This window comes from Priestia sp. MDV22-iso46, from assembly GCF_058629175.1.
In genome coordinates, this window is record NZ_JBZVWT010000001.1 from 512,051 (window position 1) to 525,434 (window position 13,384).

General features: G+C 36.6%; 12 protein-coding genes. 3 read left to right on the top strand and 9 right to left on the bottom strand.

Going from position 1 to position 13,384, the window contains the following annotated elements; genetic code table 11:
* Positions 1–31: 31 nt before the first annotated feature.
* Positions 32–2,488 (bottom strand): FtsX-like permease family protein, encoded by a 2,457-nt coding sequence (locus tag AC4NPH_RS02715; RefSeq protein ID WP_255286320.1) that lies wholly within the window; start codon positions 2,486–2,488, stop codon positions 32–34.
* Positions 2,485–3,252: an ABC transporter ATP-binding protein gene (locus AC4NPH_RS02720; protein WP_013057137.1), complete on the bottom strand. Its 768-nt coding sequence runs from the start codon at positions 3,250–3,252 to the stop codon at positions 2,485–2,487. Before AC4NPH_RS02720 ends, AC4NPH_RS02715 begins: the two co-directional genes overlap by 4 nt.
* A gap of 398 nt (positions 3,253–3,650) precedes the next feature.
* Here AC4NPH_RS02720 and AC4NPH_RS02725 point away from each other — a divergent pair, with 398 nt between their 5' ends.
* Both AC4NPH_RS02725 and AC4NPH_RS02730 read left to right on the top strand, forming a co-directional pair.
* Positions 3,651–3,962 (top strand): thiol-disulfide oxidoreductase DCC family protein, encoded by a 312-nt coding sequence (locus AC4NPH_RS02725; RefSeq protein WP_328230518.1) that lies wholly within the window; start codon positions 3,651–3,653, stop codon positions 3,960–3,962.
* Between the two features lie 21 nt (positions 3,963–3,983).
* Positions 3,984–4,469, top strand: coding sequence for a hypothetical protein (locus tag AC4NPH_RS02730; protein ID WP_098196508.1), 486 nt, complete (start codon positions 3,984–3,986; stop codon positions 4,467–4,469).
* 269 nt (positions 4,470–4,738) lie between these two features.
* On the opposite strand, the gene AC4NPH_RS02735 is transcribed toward AC4NPH_RS02730, so the two are convergent.
* Entirely contained in the window at positions 4,739–5,299 is a 561-nt protein-coding gene (locus AC4NPH_RS02735; protein WP_098196507.1) for a nitroreductase family protein, read from the bottom strand.
* A 238-nt stretch (positions 5,300–5,537) separates the two neighbouring features.
* Complete coding sequence (locus tag AC4NPH_RS02740) at positions 5,538–6,830, bottom strand: Glu/Leu/Phe/Val family dehydrogenase (RefSeq protein ID WP_013057134.1); 1,293 nt, start codon at positions 6,828–6,830, stop codon at positions 5,538–5,540.
* Between the two features lie 198 nt (positions 6,831–7,028).
* Here AC4NPH_RS02740 and AC4NPH_RS02745 point away from each other — a divergent pair, with 198 nt between their 5' ends.
* Positions 7,029–7,184 carry a hypothetical protein gene (locus AC4NPH_RS02745; protein ID WP_013057133.1) on the top strand — a complete coding sequence of 52 codons (156 nt, stop codon included), beginning with the start codon at positions 7,029–7,031 and terminating at the stop codon, positions 7,182–7,184.
* Positions 7,185–7,193: 9 nt separating this feature from the next.
* Here AC4NPH_RS02745 and AC4NPH_RS02750 read toward each other — a convergent pair whose 3' ends face one another.
* The 5 genes from AC4NPH_RS02750 to pdxR all read right to left on the bottom strand — a co-directional run bounded on the left by AC4NPH_RS02750 (position 7,194) and on the right by pdxR (position 13,349).
* Positions 7,194–9,128: an alkyl/aryl-sulfatase gene (locus tag AC4NPH_RS02750; RefSeq protein WP_098314952.1), complete on the bottom strand. Its 1,935-nt coding sequence runs from the start codon at positions 9,126–9,128 to the stop codon at positions 7,194–7,196.
* 394 nt (positions 9,129–9,522) lie between these two features.
* Complete coding sequence (locus AC4NPH_RS02755) at positions 9,523–9,720, bottom strand: ChaB family protein (protein WP_013057131.1); 198 nt, start codon at positions 9,718–9,720, stop codon at positions 9,523–9,525.
* Between the two features lie 65 nt (positions 9,721–9,785).
* On the bottom strand, positions 9,786–10,631 hold the full coding sequence (locus AC4NPH_RS02760; RefSeq protein ID WP_013057130.1) for a DUF2971 domain-containing protein: 846 nt from the start codon (positions 10,629–10,631) through the stop codon (positions 9,786–9,788).
* Between the two features lie 138 nt (positions 10,632–10,769).
* The gene (locus tag AC4NPH_RS02765; RefSeq protein ID WP_013057129.1) at positions 10,770–11,402 is read right to left on the bottom strand and encodes a hypothetical protein; all 633 of its coding nucleotides are present in this window, start codon (positions 11,400–11,402) and stop codon (positions 10,770–10,772) included.
* A gap of 513 nt (positions 11,403–11,915) precedes the next feature.
* Positions 11,916–13,349: a MocR-like pyridoxine biosynthesis transcription factor PdxR gene (gene pdxR, locus AC4NPH_RS02770; RefSeq protein WP_098196505.1), complete on the bottom strand. Its 1,434-nt coding sequence runs from the start codon at positions 13,347–13,349 to the stop codon at positions 11,916–11,918.
* Positions 13,350–13,384 lie beyond the last annotated feature (35 nt).

Below are 13,384 nucleotides of genomic sequence, written 5' to 3' on the forward strand. Positions count from 1 at the left end.
ATGAGAAGTCACTTATTATCATTAGTAAGCTCTATAGAAAGATCTTGTCCAGATATTTTTTGACTTGTACAAGCATTGATACTACTACAGAAAGAATTGTTTTATAATCTATAACAAACTTCCCTGGATCCATTAATAGCAGAATTAATGTCACTAAAAGTCCCATTACAATTCCACATATTACTCCAATCGTAATATATAAATTCACCTGTGAAAGAATGACTTTACGAATGGATTTTGGCGTCATGCCCATCGCGCGTAAAACAGCAAATTCTTTTCGTTTTGAATAAATATTATTTGCCAATGAATTAAATACTCCTACCATGGTAGAAACAACCAATGTGGCAATAACAATTATAAAAATTCCCCAACGCTGATAAAACATTTCGTTTGCTTCTTTAACAGATTGATCATAGCTGCTTACCTTTAATTCGGGATACTGGCTTTTTAAGCCCTCAATTTCTTTTACAGCGGCCTTTACATTCTTTGAATCCACATATAATCGATAGAACTCTAAATCTTCAAAGTTGTTCTTTAAGTCTAAAAATGCTTGGTTATGGTCAAGAAGGTGGTCAGGTGTAGCGGATATTACATAATCGCCTTTAGGTATTATTTTTTCTGCTATATAAAATCCGTTTTGATCTTGGGCGTATAATCCTAAATGTATTGTCTGTCCTAATTTTAAGTTATTCTTTTCAGCAAACTTTTTTGAAAGTACAACCCTGTTATTTGAAGTTGTTTTTTTATTGTAAGGAAACTGTTCTAACAGACCTTGTTGTTGTAACCTTTTAATATCGATTACCGAGTAATTAACACCTGTGTTGTTTTCAGACGTTAGAAGTCGAGCTGTACTTTGAGAACTAATATTACCAACACTCTTTACATTTGGTAACTCTTCTACCTTTTTAGTCAGTTCTTCGGTATCTATCTTTAAGTTGTCAGAACGAGTTTCCACAATAATGGGCATTACATATTCTTTTTTTAAGTGAGCTAGTCCATTAATTTGTATGGTTCTAAATGTAATTGACCCAAATACAGTAATGATCATTAATCCGCATATTATTAAGATAATTATTGTGTTTTTTCTAACTTGAGGAATTAGGTTTTTAACCGCAATATAAAATTCTTTGCCAAATACTTTTTGTCCATATGGTAAAAACCATTTTAATCCTTTAGTCACTAGGATAGGAAAGATTAGTATAAAGGCAAGCAAGACTAAAATAACTGTAATTAGTAACATCCCAGGTCCGTATGTGCCTCTTGTAGGAAATACCTGGCTTCCTATAACTAAAAATAAGGACAGTGCTAATAGTACCTTAAAAGCTACTATTCTTGTCTTTGAAAAACCATAGTTAATTTTCTCGTTCTTCTGCATTGTTTTTAGCGGCAATACTTTTGTACTACGATAAGCTGGAATGAGTAAAAAGAATTGAATAATAACAAACATTACAACTGTAAGGATAATGGCAGTACCTACGTTAAAGTCAGATGGAGAGGAAGATATTTTCGACACTTTTCCTAACCAGCTATATAAGTACCTTTGACTGCAAAAGGTTAACAAAAATCCTACACCTGTGCCTACGGTGTTTATAATGGTGCTTTGAAGTGTTATAATCTTGCTAATCTGTTTAGCACTGGCTCCTATTGAACGCATAATGGCTAACTGATTCCTCATCTTGTAAAGCAAAAGCTCAAAGTTTGAAATGAGAATAAGAGACGTGATAATTAACACTAATGCCGATAAAACAACAATAAATGTATGTAAGGATTGTAAATTATTTTGCACACCTGCATCTTGTTCAGCTATATCAATACGTAAGTCCTTGCTATAAGATTTTATACGATCGGCCAACTTTAAGGCGCTCTCATTCTTGTGTGCCTTCATTAATAAATAAGTTGCTTCTGCGCTGCTTTTTTCTTTTGCTTGAATATAGCCTTTTACGTTTTTTTGATTAAGTATTAGCATATCCGGTGCTACTCCAGTAGCGGATAAATCTTTTACCGTTTCTGCTAATGTGTATGTTCTGTTTTCAATAAGGACTTTATCTCCAATTTTTATGTTTAAAGCTTTGGCTAAGCTCTTATTCATTGCCACAGAGCGGCTGTTTAGAGGTTTGGAAAAGTGATACCGACTTTTAGCTAAATAATCGTTTTCAACACCTACTGTATAGACAGAGGTATTTAGTTTATTTAGATTCAAATGAGCAATAGATACTTTTGATACCTTATCTACCATTTTATCCTGGTGAATTTCTTCCACTAAAGTTGATGTCAAAATTTTGCCTTGATCCATATCAAACCCTACGGACAAATCCATCTCACCGTAAGTTTGTTTTAATTGACTTTTTAATGTGTCCTGCGCATTAAAAGAGAATAAAACCATACTAAGTACAAGCATCGTAGAAATAGCTATACTTACAATAGATGAAAACACTATAAATTTATTGGACTTAAATAAACGAAAAGCTAAACCTCGTAGTGTTTTCATATCTTAGGACTCTCGACTTTTGTAATAAGCTTAAACTTCTCTAGTATATGATCTAAATCACTATTTCCGCTACAGATATATTTATCGACAATAGAGCCATCATGAAAGAATAGAACGCGATCTGCATAAGTAGCTACATTAGGGTCGTGAGTAACAAGAAGTATGCTTTGGCTAAGTTCGTTTTTTGTGGTTACCAGTGTGTCTAGTATGACTTCGGAAGTATTAAAATCAAGGTTACCTGTAGGCTCGTCTGCCAGAATAATAGGTGGTTCAGTTATAATTGCCCTTCCTATAGCTACGCGCTGCTGTTGTCCACCTGACAGTTGTACAGGGCGGTGTTTTTTCCAAGCTGTTAAGCCCAAGAGCTCAACAACGTTATTTACTTTTAAATCAATTACATCCGATGTAAGTCCCTTTAAAACGAGCGGCAGAGCTATGTTTTCTTCTACAGATAAATCCTTTAATAAGTGGAATGATTGAAAGATAAATCCAATATTATCTCGTCTGTACGCTGAAGCTTGAGGTTCTTGGAACATATCTTTTGAAAGCATTCCTTTTAATTTAATAGTTCCACTAGTTGGTTCATCGAGTGCTCCTAAAATGTTCAGCAGCGTACTTTTTCCTGAACCACTTGTGCCCATAACAGCAACCATTTCACCTCCCCTTAACTGAAAGGATATATCATTTAGTGCAGTAACTTCATAGCCCTCTCCTCTATAAACTTTAGTTAGATCTTTTACCTCTAAAATATGTTGATTTTTCACGTCTTCACCTCGAAGTAAGTTTCTTTTTCTGTAGTAACAAAGTAGTTAACTCCTTTATCACATCTCCTTTTGTAAATTTCTACTATATCTAGTACGTTTCAAAACAGGAATAGTTTTACATTTTGAAGAAAACAGGTAAAAAAGTTTTAATTATGTATAATAAACACGAAAAAAGAAGAGTCGTATTTGACTCCTCTTTTTTTAAAATTCACGTAGATTTTTCCCATATTTACCCTTATGTCTTGTAGTCCAATACGTAAACTATTATACTTATTTTAGTAAAAATTCATAAAAAAGGAAGGGTAGAGAAGTCATGCCCCTAAACCCATCACACCATCCTATTATTCTATTTGATGGTGTGATGGGTTCAATTTGTCATCAAGCGGGATTTACGTGCTCTGTTTCGTTTTGCATCGCTTCAATCCGATACTGCGGGAACCTTGCTGAGTCAGCATAACTATGAGCATCCACCACTTCAATCGGTCATTCTTCTTATGAACGGGAATCTTTACACAGAGTCTACGGCCATCCTACATATTGTCCGCCGGCTTCGGGGGCTCATTCAACTGATGGCGTGTTTCCGAGTTGTTCCCGTATTCATTCGAAACCCACTCTATCGTTTCATCGCACGTAATCGGTATAAGTGTTTTGGAAAACAAACGTCATGCATGTTGCCAACCCCTGAAACTAAAATGCGATTTTTGGATTAAGCATACAAATGGAGGAAAACAATGCGTTTATCAACAAAAGAGAAATTTCGTTTAAGTATTCTTGCGACCCTAAGGTGGACCATGGCCATTACGTTTCTTATTTATGGAATGGCCAAAATCTACCCAGGACAATTTATAACAGGTGATTTCGTGTTCGATTCAACAAAAGATTCTGCTATGAAACTGGCGTGGTATTTCTTTGGGTATTCCGATTTCTACAACTATTTTATTGCCACTGGCGAATTATTAGCTGCATTTTTATTGGTGATTCCGCGTACCGCAACACTAGGGAACATTATTTTTCTCCCCATTATTGCCAACATCACCGTCCTTAACTATTGTTTCAACATTCCTGCCAAAGTGGTGTGTGTTCCGCTGCTTGCAATGAGCTTGCTATTAGTATTGATGGAATATTCAAAGTTAAAAGGCATCTTCTTTGTCAACACTGCTACCCCAATGCAGAAAGTAGACGTTCAATCATCCGAAAGGAAGGTGACCGTTAAATGATCGTCTTTCTTTTGCCGCCCATTATCTTCGGTTTGGCATGTACCTATTATTTTGGTCTTCGAAAAGAAGACTGAACACAGACAATTCCTATTTTGTTTTGACTAGTAGTTACGGAAACCAGAGAAGTTCTCCATAAGATACTAAAAATAACTGCTGCAGGTAAGCTAATAAAAGCGCAACTTAATGCTACTTTTCAAAAACAATAAAAAAGGCAGCAGCTCAACTTATGAGCTGCTGCCTTTTATTTATAGAAACACAGAAAGAACCTTTTAACGATACCAAATCGTTTTATCTTGATATGGAATACGTTTTGATGAAGCTTCTTTATTAGGATGTCCGACGTAAATTAAGCCTAAGAGCTTATCGTCTTCTTCTAGAGATAAAAAGTCATTCAGTTCTGTCTGATAGACAATTTCACCGGTTCTCCAAATTGTAGCCAAACCTTGTTCTTCCGCTACTAATAGCATATTTTGTATGCCTGCTGCTACGGCAGAGATTTCTTCAATTTCAGGCACTTTTCCAGAAGGACTTACTGCTACAGCAATAATGACAGGAGCGCGAAGCGGTCCTTTTTTTGCTTTTGTTGTTTTTTTCAACGCTTCTTCTTCACTTAAGTGAGCAGTTTTTTGCTTCATAATACGTTCCATTTCGTCTCCTAAACGAACGCGTGAATCCCCTGTAAACACTCGGAACTTCCAAGGCTCTGTCTTTTTATGGTTAGGAGCCCAAGTGCCGGCTTCTAACATAAGGTTAATAGCATTTTCTGATACGTCTTTGTCTTGCATAGCCCCAATCGTTCTTCTGGCTTTAATAATATCTAATACGCTCATGCTTTTTGTCTCCTTTTCTACATTCAATTTATTAGTATAGGTATGTATATATCTTATATATAGAATAATTGAAAATCATTCTCACTGTCAATTGTTTTGCCCTCATTCAGGTCGCGATAAATAAATATGCCAATTTTTTAAGCGTGTTTGTTTTTTTAGCAGGTTTTCTTTTAATTATTTGGCAGTTCCGGTAAATAAAAAACGATTTGGAACATAGAGTCCAAATCGTTTTTTCATCTTATACCCAGCCGCGGAAACGAGAAGCTTCAGCTGATTTTTTGATTCCTGCCATGTAAGCAGCAAGTCTCATATCTACGTCATTTTCTTGAGAGATTTGATAGATCGTCTCAAATGAATCCACCATTACCTTGCGTAATTTGTAAGCTACTTCCTCTTCAGACCAGTAGTAGCCTTGATTATTTTGCACCCATTCGAAGTATGAAACCGTTACACCTCCAGCACTCGCTAAAATATCTGGCACTAAAAGCACGCCTTTTTCATCTAAAATACGCGTGGCCTCAAGCGTAGTCGGTCCGTTCGCTGCTTCGACTACAATAGAAGCTTTAATGCGATGAGCGTTGCGAACCGTAATTTGATTCGAAATGGCTGCGGGCACTAAAATATCACATTCTTTTTCTAATAGTTCTTCGTTTGTCATTACATTTGTAAATAAATTCGTTACGGTACCAAAACTGTCGCGTCGATCAAGCAGGTAATCAATATCAAGACCAAGCGGATCATAAAGAGCTCCGTATGCATCTGAAATGCCAATTACTTTTGCTCCTGCATCATGCATGAACTTAGCGAGAAAACTGCCGGCATTTCCGAAGCCTTGAATAATAATTCGCGCTTCTTGCAAGTTAAGGTTTTTCTTTTTAACAGCTTCTTCTATACAAATGGTTACTCCTTTAGCCGTTGCAGTTTCGCGTCCTTGAGATCCTCCGAGTACGATAGGTTTTCCGGTAATAAAACCAGGAGAATCGAACTCACGCAGTCGGCTATATTCATCCATCATCCACGCCATAATTTGAGAGTTTGTATAGACATCCGGTGCAGGAATATCTTTAGTAGGCCCAACTATTTGACTGATGGCTCTTACATAGCCGCGGCTGAGTCGTTCTAGTTCACCAAAAGACATGTTTCTTGGGTCGCATACAATTCCGCCTTTACCGCCGCCGTACGGAAGGTCGACAATTCCGCATTTTAAGCTCATCCAAATAGATAATGCCTTCACTTCCTCTTCATTTACTTCAGGATGAAAGCGTACGCCTCCTTTAGTAGGCCCGACAGCATCATTATGCTGAGAGCGGTAGCCGGTGAAGACTTTTACCGATCCGTTATCCATTTTAACCGGAATGCGAACCGTCATCATGCGCAGCGGTTCTTTCAATAAATGGTATACTTCTTCACCATAGCCTAGCTTTTGAAGCGCTTCTTGAATAACCGTTTGAGTAGATAAAAATAAATTAAGTGATTCCTGTTCTTGCTGCTGTTCTTTTTTTAATTCACTAGCTGTTTTTGTAATGGACATTCTGTTCACCCCATATTAATCATTGAATTTTCTCAACGATTTAACATGCAATTCCTGTGCCAATTTCTGCTGCTTAACAACGCTTTTATATTATAAATAATCTGTATTAGCAAGCCTTATATTCCCTGCATAGGCTGATATTAGTATATACTTAAAGAAATAAGACAAACTATTTATACTGCAAAGGAGGAAAGTGCTATGTTAAATGAAAGAAAAGAACAAGAGCGAAACAATCACTGTATAGAATGCTGTTCCATCTGCGGAGAAAGGCTAACATCTTTTCAAGAAAAAGAAATATTCACATGCGACAGCTGCTTTGAACAAAAAGTCAACGATGTGCTTTCTGAGCTGTAATCAGATACTCTATTTTTCAGAAACAGGTGTCACAATATTAAAGTTTGGATCGACAGAATCCTGACAAGACAAAAAGAAATCCCATTTTGATTTATCTCCTTGAACAAATATGACCGAGCTATAAGAGTGATCATTTGTAGTTGTGAGTCGATATAAGGTATCTTGCCACATCGTTACCGTCACCTCAGCTTTCTTTCGCGTATCTCCGAGATACCTAAAGATTCCATGCTTAAGTTCTGTGAGAGCTACTTCATTACGATCTGGTATTACAAACAATATACGATAGTTACATGCACCTACCTTTAATCCATCTACGCGAATGCTAAATAGTTCTAAAATATTTTTTAAAGGAAGTGTATCCCATACTTCTTTTGTGATAATGTTGGCAGGCAGCGGTATATTACCTAAACGAAGTTCTTTGGCTCCTGTTAAATATTCATTTCGCCAAGGGCCAGATTCCGCTATATACCCTAATTGTTCAAGCGCGTCTGCACATAAAAGTTTTGCCTTTACATGGTGAGGATCAGCATAAATAACTTGTTTGGTCACTTCAGCTACCCATTGATAGTCGCCTTGTTGAAAACAGCGCTGCGCTTTTTTGACAATGTTGTCCGCTCCACCCATATACTCTACATACTTCTTAGCTGACTCTTCAGGAAACAGTTTATTTAAATCTACAGGATTGCTGTTATACCAGCCCATATAGCGCTGATAAACCGCTTTTGCGTTGTGGTTAACCGTTCCATAAAAACCGTTGGTATACCACTCGTGAGATAGGCTTTCTGGCAGCTTCATCATTCGGCCGACGTGATCAATGGTATATCCTTGATTCATGAGCCTTAATGTTTGATCATGAATATATTGATAAACATCTCGTTGATTTTCGATATAGGTAATACACGACTCGTTTCCGAACCTTGGCCAATTATGTACCCCAAATACAGTTGTTAGTTCTTGGCCAAATAAATCGATTGCTTGCTGCAAGTATCTTGCCCATGCTGCTGCGTCTCTTACTTTTGCTCCTCTGAGCGTATAGAGGTTGTGCTGAGTGGCCGTACAGTTTTCTGCAATACACAGAGACTTTTCACTAGGAATATAGATGTTCATTTCAGCAGGCGCTTCCGTTCCGGGCGTAAGCTGAAACTGAAATGAAACGCCGTCAATTTCTTTACTTACATAAGAATGATGTTGGGAAGGGCGAATTTCTTCTATTCCTTTAATAAGCGTAATTGTTCCAAACGAAATTTCTTTTCCGATACCGTTGTCAATTAAGCCTTTTTCATCGCGTCGCAGTCGAATACCGTACATGTATTGACTTCTTCGTGTCATTGCTGTTGCCGCCGTGACGTTTTCATCGATAACTGCGTCCATAAACCCAGCAGGAGCATAAACTTTACTATTTTTATTTTGTGTTGAGTCAGGTAATATCCCTAGAACTCCGCCGTAATGGTCTATATGCGAATGAGAGAAGATAACGGCTTTGATAGAGTGTTTACCGCAGTGCTGGTTTACTAGTTTAAGTGCTTCTTCTGCTGTTTCTTTTGACGTCAAGCAATCAATAACAATCCATCCCGTTTTCCCTTTAACAAATGTAATATTAGCCATATCAAAGCCTCTTACTTGAAAGATATATTCAGTTACTTGATATAAGCCGGCTTGTACATTTAATTTTCCTTGTTCCCACAGTTTAGGGTGGACAGTAGCAGGTGTAGATTGTTCAAATAAAAAAGCGTACTTTCTTAAATCCCATACAGGATACAGCTGATTTTTTTTGAAAATCAGAGGAAAAGGTACGCCCACAAGAGCTTGGTAATCCGCAAGATTTTGTTCTACTTTCACTTGTTCCCAGTCTATGTTTTTATAAGTCTCAGCATTAGTCGCTGCAGTCTTTTGAGTAGCATCTTTTCTGTGAATCGTTAACTCCTGTTCATAATCAAACAGCATAACCCCCTCCTTTTTATTACTTTATGCGTAAAAATAAGACGAAGTACAAAAAGGGAGGGAAAATAGAGTCAATAAAAAAGAAGATGCGCTTAGCACGCATCTTCTTTTTATACTGAATGTTATGTTTGAATAGTCGAGTATTCTGTCTGAATTAGACAGCCTAGCACTTAGTATAACGATTGTTTACCAGTGTGCCTTTTGTAATCAAAACAAATCTTCCTTCTAAGGTGCTCAATACGTTTCTTGAAGTCGCTGTAAAACAATGCATGTGTACAGTCTCTCCTTTCTTGTATTGGCCTTACATAGAATGTATACCCTCGAAAAAATAATTGAAACCTAATTGGGAGATTTTTTCAAAAAATAATAATTCCATTATGGTTAGGCTCTTTTGTCACTATTTTTTCACCCAGTTGTCATTATCATCTTTTTTGTACTTCGTTTTCACCGCGTTCCAAGCAACTTTGTGAGCGGTAGCTTCTTCTTGGTATTCATCACTTGCTGAATTGAATGCTTCTTTATAAATTTCCTGAGCGTGATGAGGAAGATTATCTCTTACTCCATCCGGCAGTTCTTTTAATGAATTGTAAGGCATGATAGTATTCCTCCTTGAAAACATCTTTTACTACTGATTTACCTGTTTTCAAATAACATAAACATTTAATAAATATAGTCCCTATACAAGTCGGACTGAGTGACCTTTTTATAAGCGAGTCCGTGTTTTTTAGCAAGGGCTTTTACTTCATCTACACAGCTTTGAGCGCTTCTTGGGGACACGTAAATTTCATTGATAAGCTGATGTAAATTACATGTAAGGAGGTTACCATGCTCATGAGAAAACTCATACGATCTTTTTTCAAGGATATCCATTCGTTTTTGCCATTGATTTGCGGAAATACCTTGAATTTCGAATAGCTTTTGCAGTTTCCAAGCGTGTATACGACTTGCTACAATAACAAGCCTCAATTCATTTTCATGCTGATAGGATTTACGCTTGTAAAATAACGTGTCATATACAGAGTGACTGACCATTTCTTTTTGGAAGTCTATGTACTGCACTTTGCCAGAGAAGATTTTATAGCGTAAATCTTTAATACTGCACAATAAATTTTCATAGGTGGTTTTAATAGCTACGCCATCATTCCCCTTTAAATATAGATCCCACATTCCAGCGGCTTCGTAATCATTGATATGCCAGGATGAAACAGCAGAAAATTCATGGATTTTTCTTATATAGGTTCTAGAGGTACGGTTATGACGTTCGCCTTTTTTTCTTAACTCTTCTATGTTCCACATTGAAGAGCATCCTTCAAGGGGGTCCGAAAATGCATCAGGTTTTGCGAAAAAAAGCGCATTGGTTTCCAGTAAATCTTGAAAATCAGACAGCGGCATAAATCGCCACACCGTCGGATTATTGTGCAACTTATACCGTTCATCATAATCGTCATAGCTAGATTCGAATCTTTTGGCATATTCGTAAGCTTTATCTCTATAAGCTAAATCCATTGATTTTCCTCCTCTGAATGCATATTCATACTTGAATTATAGCACTTAATTGTTGTAATTTTCAAAATTATCCACCTGTATTAAGAGAGTTCTGTTATCAGAAAAGAAGACACGCCTCAACATCTACAGCGTGTCTTCTTATTTAATGAAATGAATGTTTTGCTTAACACTTTCACTTTCTGGCTGATTTAATTCCAATAAATAAATTTCATCCGCTCGAAAATCAGTATTCTTCATTTCTTTTTTTAAGGTACGAATAAAGGCAGCTGAACTTTTTCCGTAGGCTTCAAAATAATGAAACGTGTGTACAACAAATAGAATGGATGCTCCACTGTAATCTTTTTTGCTCTTTTTTTGGATGTTTTCTAGCACTTTTTCTATATACTCTTCTACAGAACCTTCCGTCTGGATACGGGGTAGAGCAAAATTTCCTGAATTCACCCTCTGTGCATCTTCAAATTCCAGTTTCCCATCTTTGTAAGAAGTAATTTCAATTCGTTTTTCAGTACCATCCGGCTGAAGAATTAATCCGTCGTATCCTTGACTTCCAATAATAAGCTTCAATTTTGAATTCCTCGGACAATAGGAAGATTGGCTGAAGCAATAAAGCGGATAAAACTCTTCAAAAAACTTTTTGAAACGCCCTTTTTTAAGTCGAGCTAATTTTATATATTCTCTGTTTTGATGAATCATTTGCTGCGTATGTTCAAAATACTGCTTCATTTCTTCTTGCGTCCTGTACACATCAAGATCTTTAAATAATTCATCCATCTTTTTCACCTTCAATCCCACCAACTAAAAAAGTCTTCTTACTTAGTAGATACATATTCATAAATGTGTGTGACAATTTTCTTTTTTTAAAGATATAGCTTTTTTAAAACAAAACGTGCACACTTTTCATTTTTTTGCATATCCTGTTATTCGTGCGTTCAATCATGAGCGTAAATTTCAGCCTTTAGTTGTAAAAGATGAACCGCAAAGTTACAGCTGATGGCGGATGATATGCGTCTGATTATTTCATAAACTATAACAAAAAGAAAATTTAACAATAATTGAGGTGTTGAAAATGTTTGATAATGATTACGTAGTTAAAACCATTCACGATTTACATGTAAAACGTGCAGAAAGCAAATTAAAAGTCTTCTTAACTTATTTTTATCATAAAAAATAACATGTATTTATAGACGGTAATATATAGTCAGCTGTTAGTTGGAGTTTTTTATAGGAAGAAGAGTTTGATACAAATAAAAAGGAATAGTGGGTAATCCACTACTCCTTTTTTTACTATACTTGCAATTCCCGAATAAGTTCAGCAAGAATTTTAATGCTTCTATCGATATCTGGTAAAGAAGCATAGGCGTAAGAAAGCCGAAGATAACTGCCGGTTTCTTGTGCATAGATACTCCCAGAATTAAGCAATATTCCTCTTTTTAAAGCACGAGAGTATAAAGATTTCATTGAAATAGAAGGTTGAATATGCACCCATATAAAAAAACCTCCTTCAGGATTCGTCCATGTTGCTATATCTTCTGCATATGTTTCTAAAGCATTCAGCATAACTTTTCTTCTTGTTCGCAATTCCGTTCGTACCGTTTCCATATGCAGTTGATATAAGCCATTTTCAAACCATTCTGCTGCCACTCTTTGAGACAATGAGCTGGATCCATAATCTGTTTGCATTTTAATATCCGCCAAACGCTCAATGACTGGTTCTGGGCCGACTATCCATCCGATACGTAATCCCGGGCTTAATGTTTTAGAAAGACTGCTAACATATAACACGTGTCCATTTTTATCTAAAGCTTTTAATGGCAACGGAGGCTGTTTATTTAGCCATAATTCGCGGTATAAATCATCTTCAATAACAGGAAGCTGATGTTCCTCACATTCTTTCAGCAAATCGTAACGCCTTTTTTGGGACATTAATGTTCCCGTTGGGTTATGGAAACATGGATTTGTATATAAAATAGCTTGCCCTTCTTGAGGGTCGGCGCGTTTTATAGCTGTTACTTTTATTCCTTCCTCATCCATAGAAAGACCTTTGAGTTTCATTCCAGCTGATTGAAATACATGTAAGGAGTATAGATAAGAAGGTTTTTCTAGCAAAACCGAAGAGTTCTTTTGCAGCAGTCCAATTGAAATAAGCTGAAGAGCTTGAAGAGCGCCGGAAACAATTAAAATAGAATCTGGAGAAGATTCAATCCCCATTGTTTTCATATACGCACTTAACTCTTTTCGTAAAGGAAAATACCCCTTTGGTTCTTCGTATCCCAGAACCTCCATGTTTTTTGCTACTTTTTCCATAGCGTATTTCATTTTATCTTTAGGGAATATGTCAGGTGAAAGCTCTCCTTTGCTTAATTGAATAAGGTTTGAGTTAAATTCGGATTCATTAATATCTTGTACCATTGCTTGACTCGGACGATGCATACCTGATTTCACATGAACATTCCAATCGGGCGGAGTCGTAGCCAAAAGCGTCCATGTATTATTTATAACGATTGTTCCCTTTCCCATCTTACCTTCAATTAAACCGTCCGCTGTTAATTCCTCTAATGCCGTGATGACCGTACTTCGGTTAACATCGAACATAGAAGCAAGCTTTCGCTGACTAGGAATTTTACTTCCAATCGGCCATTCTCCACGCGCAATTTTCTCTTTCATAAAATCAATGATTTGCTTGTATTTTGGATAACTCGCACTGTTCTCTTGATTCATACATTTACTCCTGTTTTTAAAGTGGTTGGGTTAAT

Bases quoted from the DNA above. Each gene is read 5' to 3' on its own strand.
- AC4NPH_RS02715 (WP_255286320.1), bottom strand. From the start codon at position 2,488: ATGAAAACACTACGAGGTTTAGCTTTTCGTTTATTTAAGTCCAATAAA.
- AC4NPH_RS02730 (WP_098196508.1), top strand. From the start codon at position 3,984: ATGCGTTTATCAACAAAAGAGAAATTTCGTTTAAGTATTCTTGCGACC.
- AC4NPH_RS02735 (WP_098196507.1), bottom strand. From the start codon at position 5,299: ATGAGCGTATTAGATATTATTAAAGCCAGAAGAACGATTGGGGCTATG.
- AC4NPH_RS02740 (WP_013057134.1), bottom strand. From the start codon at position 6,830: ATGTCCATTACAAAAACAGCTAGTGAATTAAAAAAAGAACAGCAGCAA.
- AC4NPH_RS02745 (WP_013057133.1), top strand. From the start codon at position 7,029: ATGTTAAATGAAAGAAAAGAACAAGAGCGAAACAATCACTGTATAGAA.
- AC4NPH_RS02750 (WP_098314952.1), bottom strand. From the start codon at position 9,128: ATGCTGTTTGATTATGAACAGGAGTTAACGATTCACAGAAAAGATGCT.
- AC4NPH_RS02755 (WP_013057131.1), bottom strand. From the start codon at position 9,720: ATGCCTTACAATTCATTAAAAGAACTGCCGGATGGAGTAAGAGATAAT.
- AC4NPH_RS02760 (WP_013057130.1), bottom strand. From the start codon at position 10,631: ATGGATTTAGCTTATAGAGATAAAGCTTACGAATATGCCAAAAGATTC.
- AC4NPH_RS02765 (WP_013057129.1), bottom strand. From the start codon at position 11,402: ATGGATGAATTATTTAAAGATCTTGATGTGTACAGGACGCAAGAAGAA.
- pdxR (WP_098196505.1), bottom strand. From the start codon at position 13,349: ATGAATCAAGAGAACAGTGCGAGTTATCCAAAATACAAGCAAATCATT.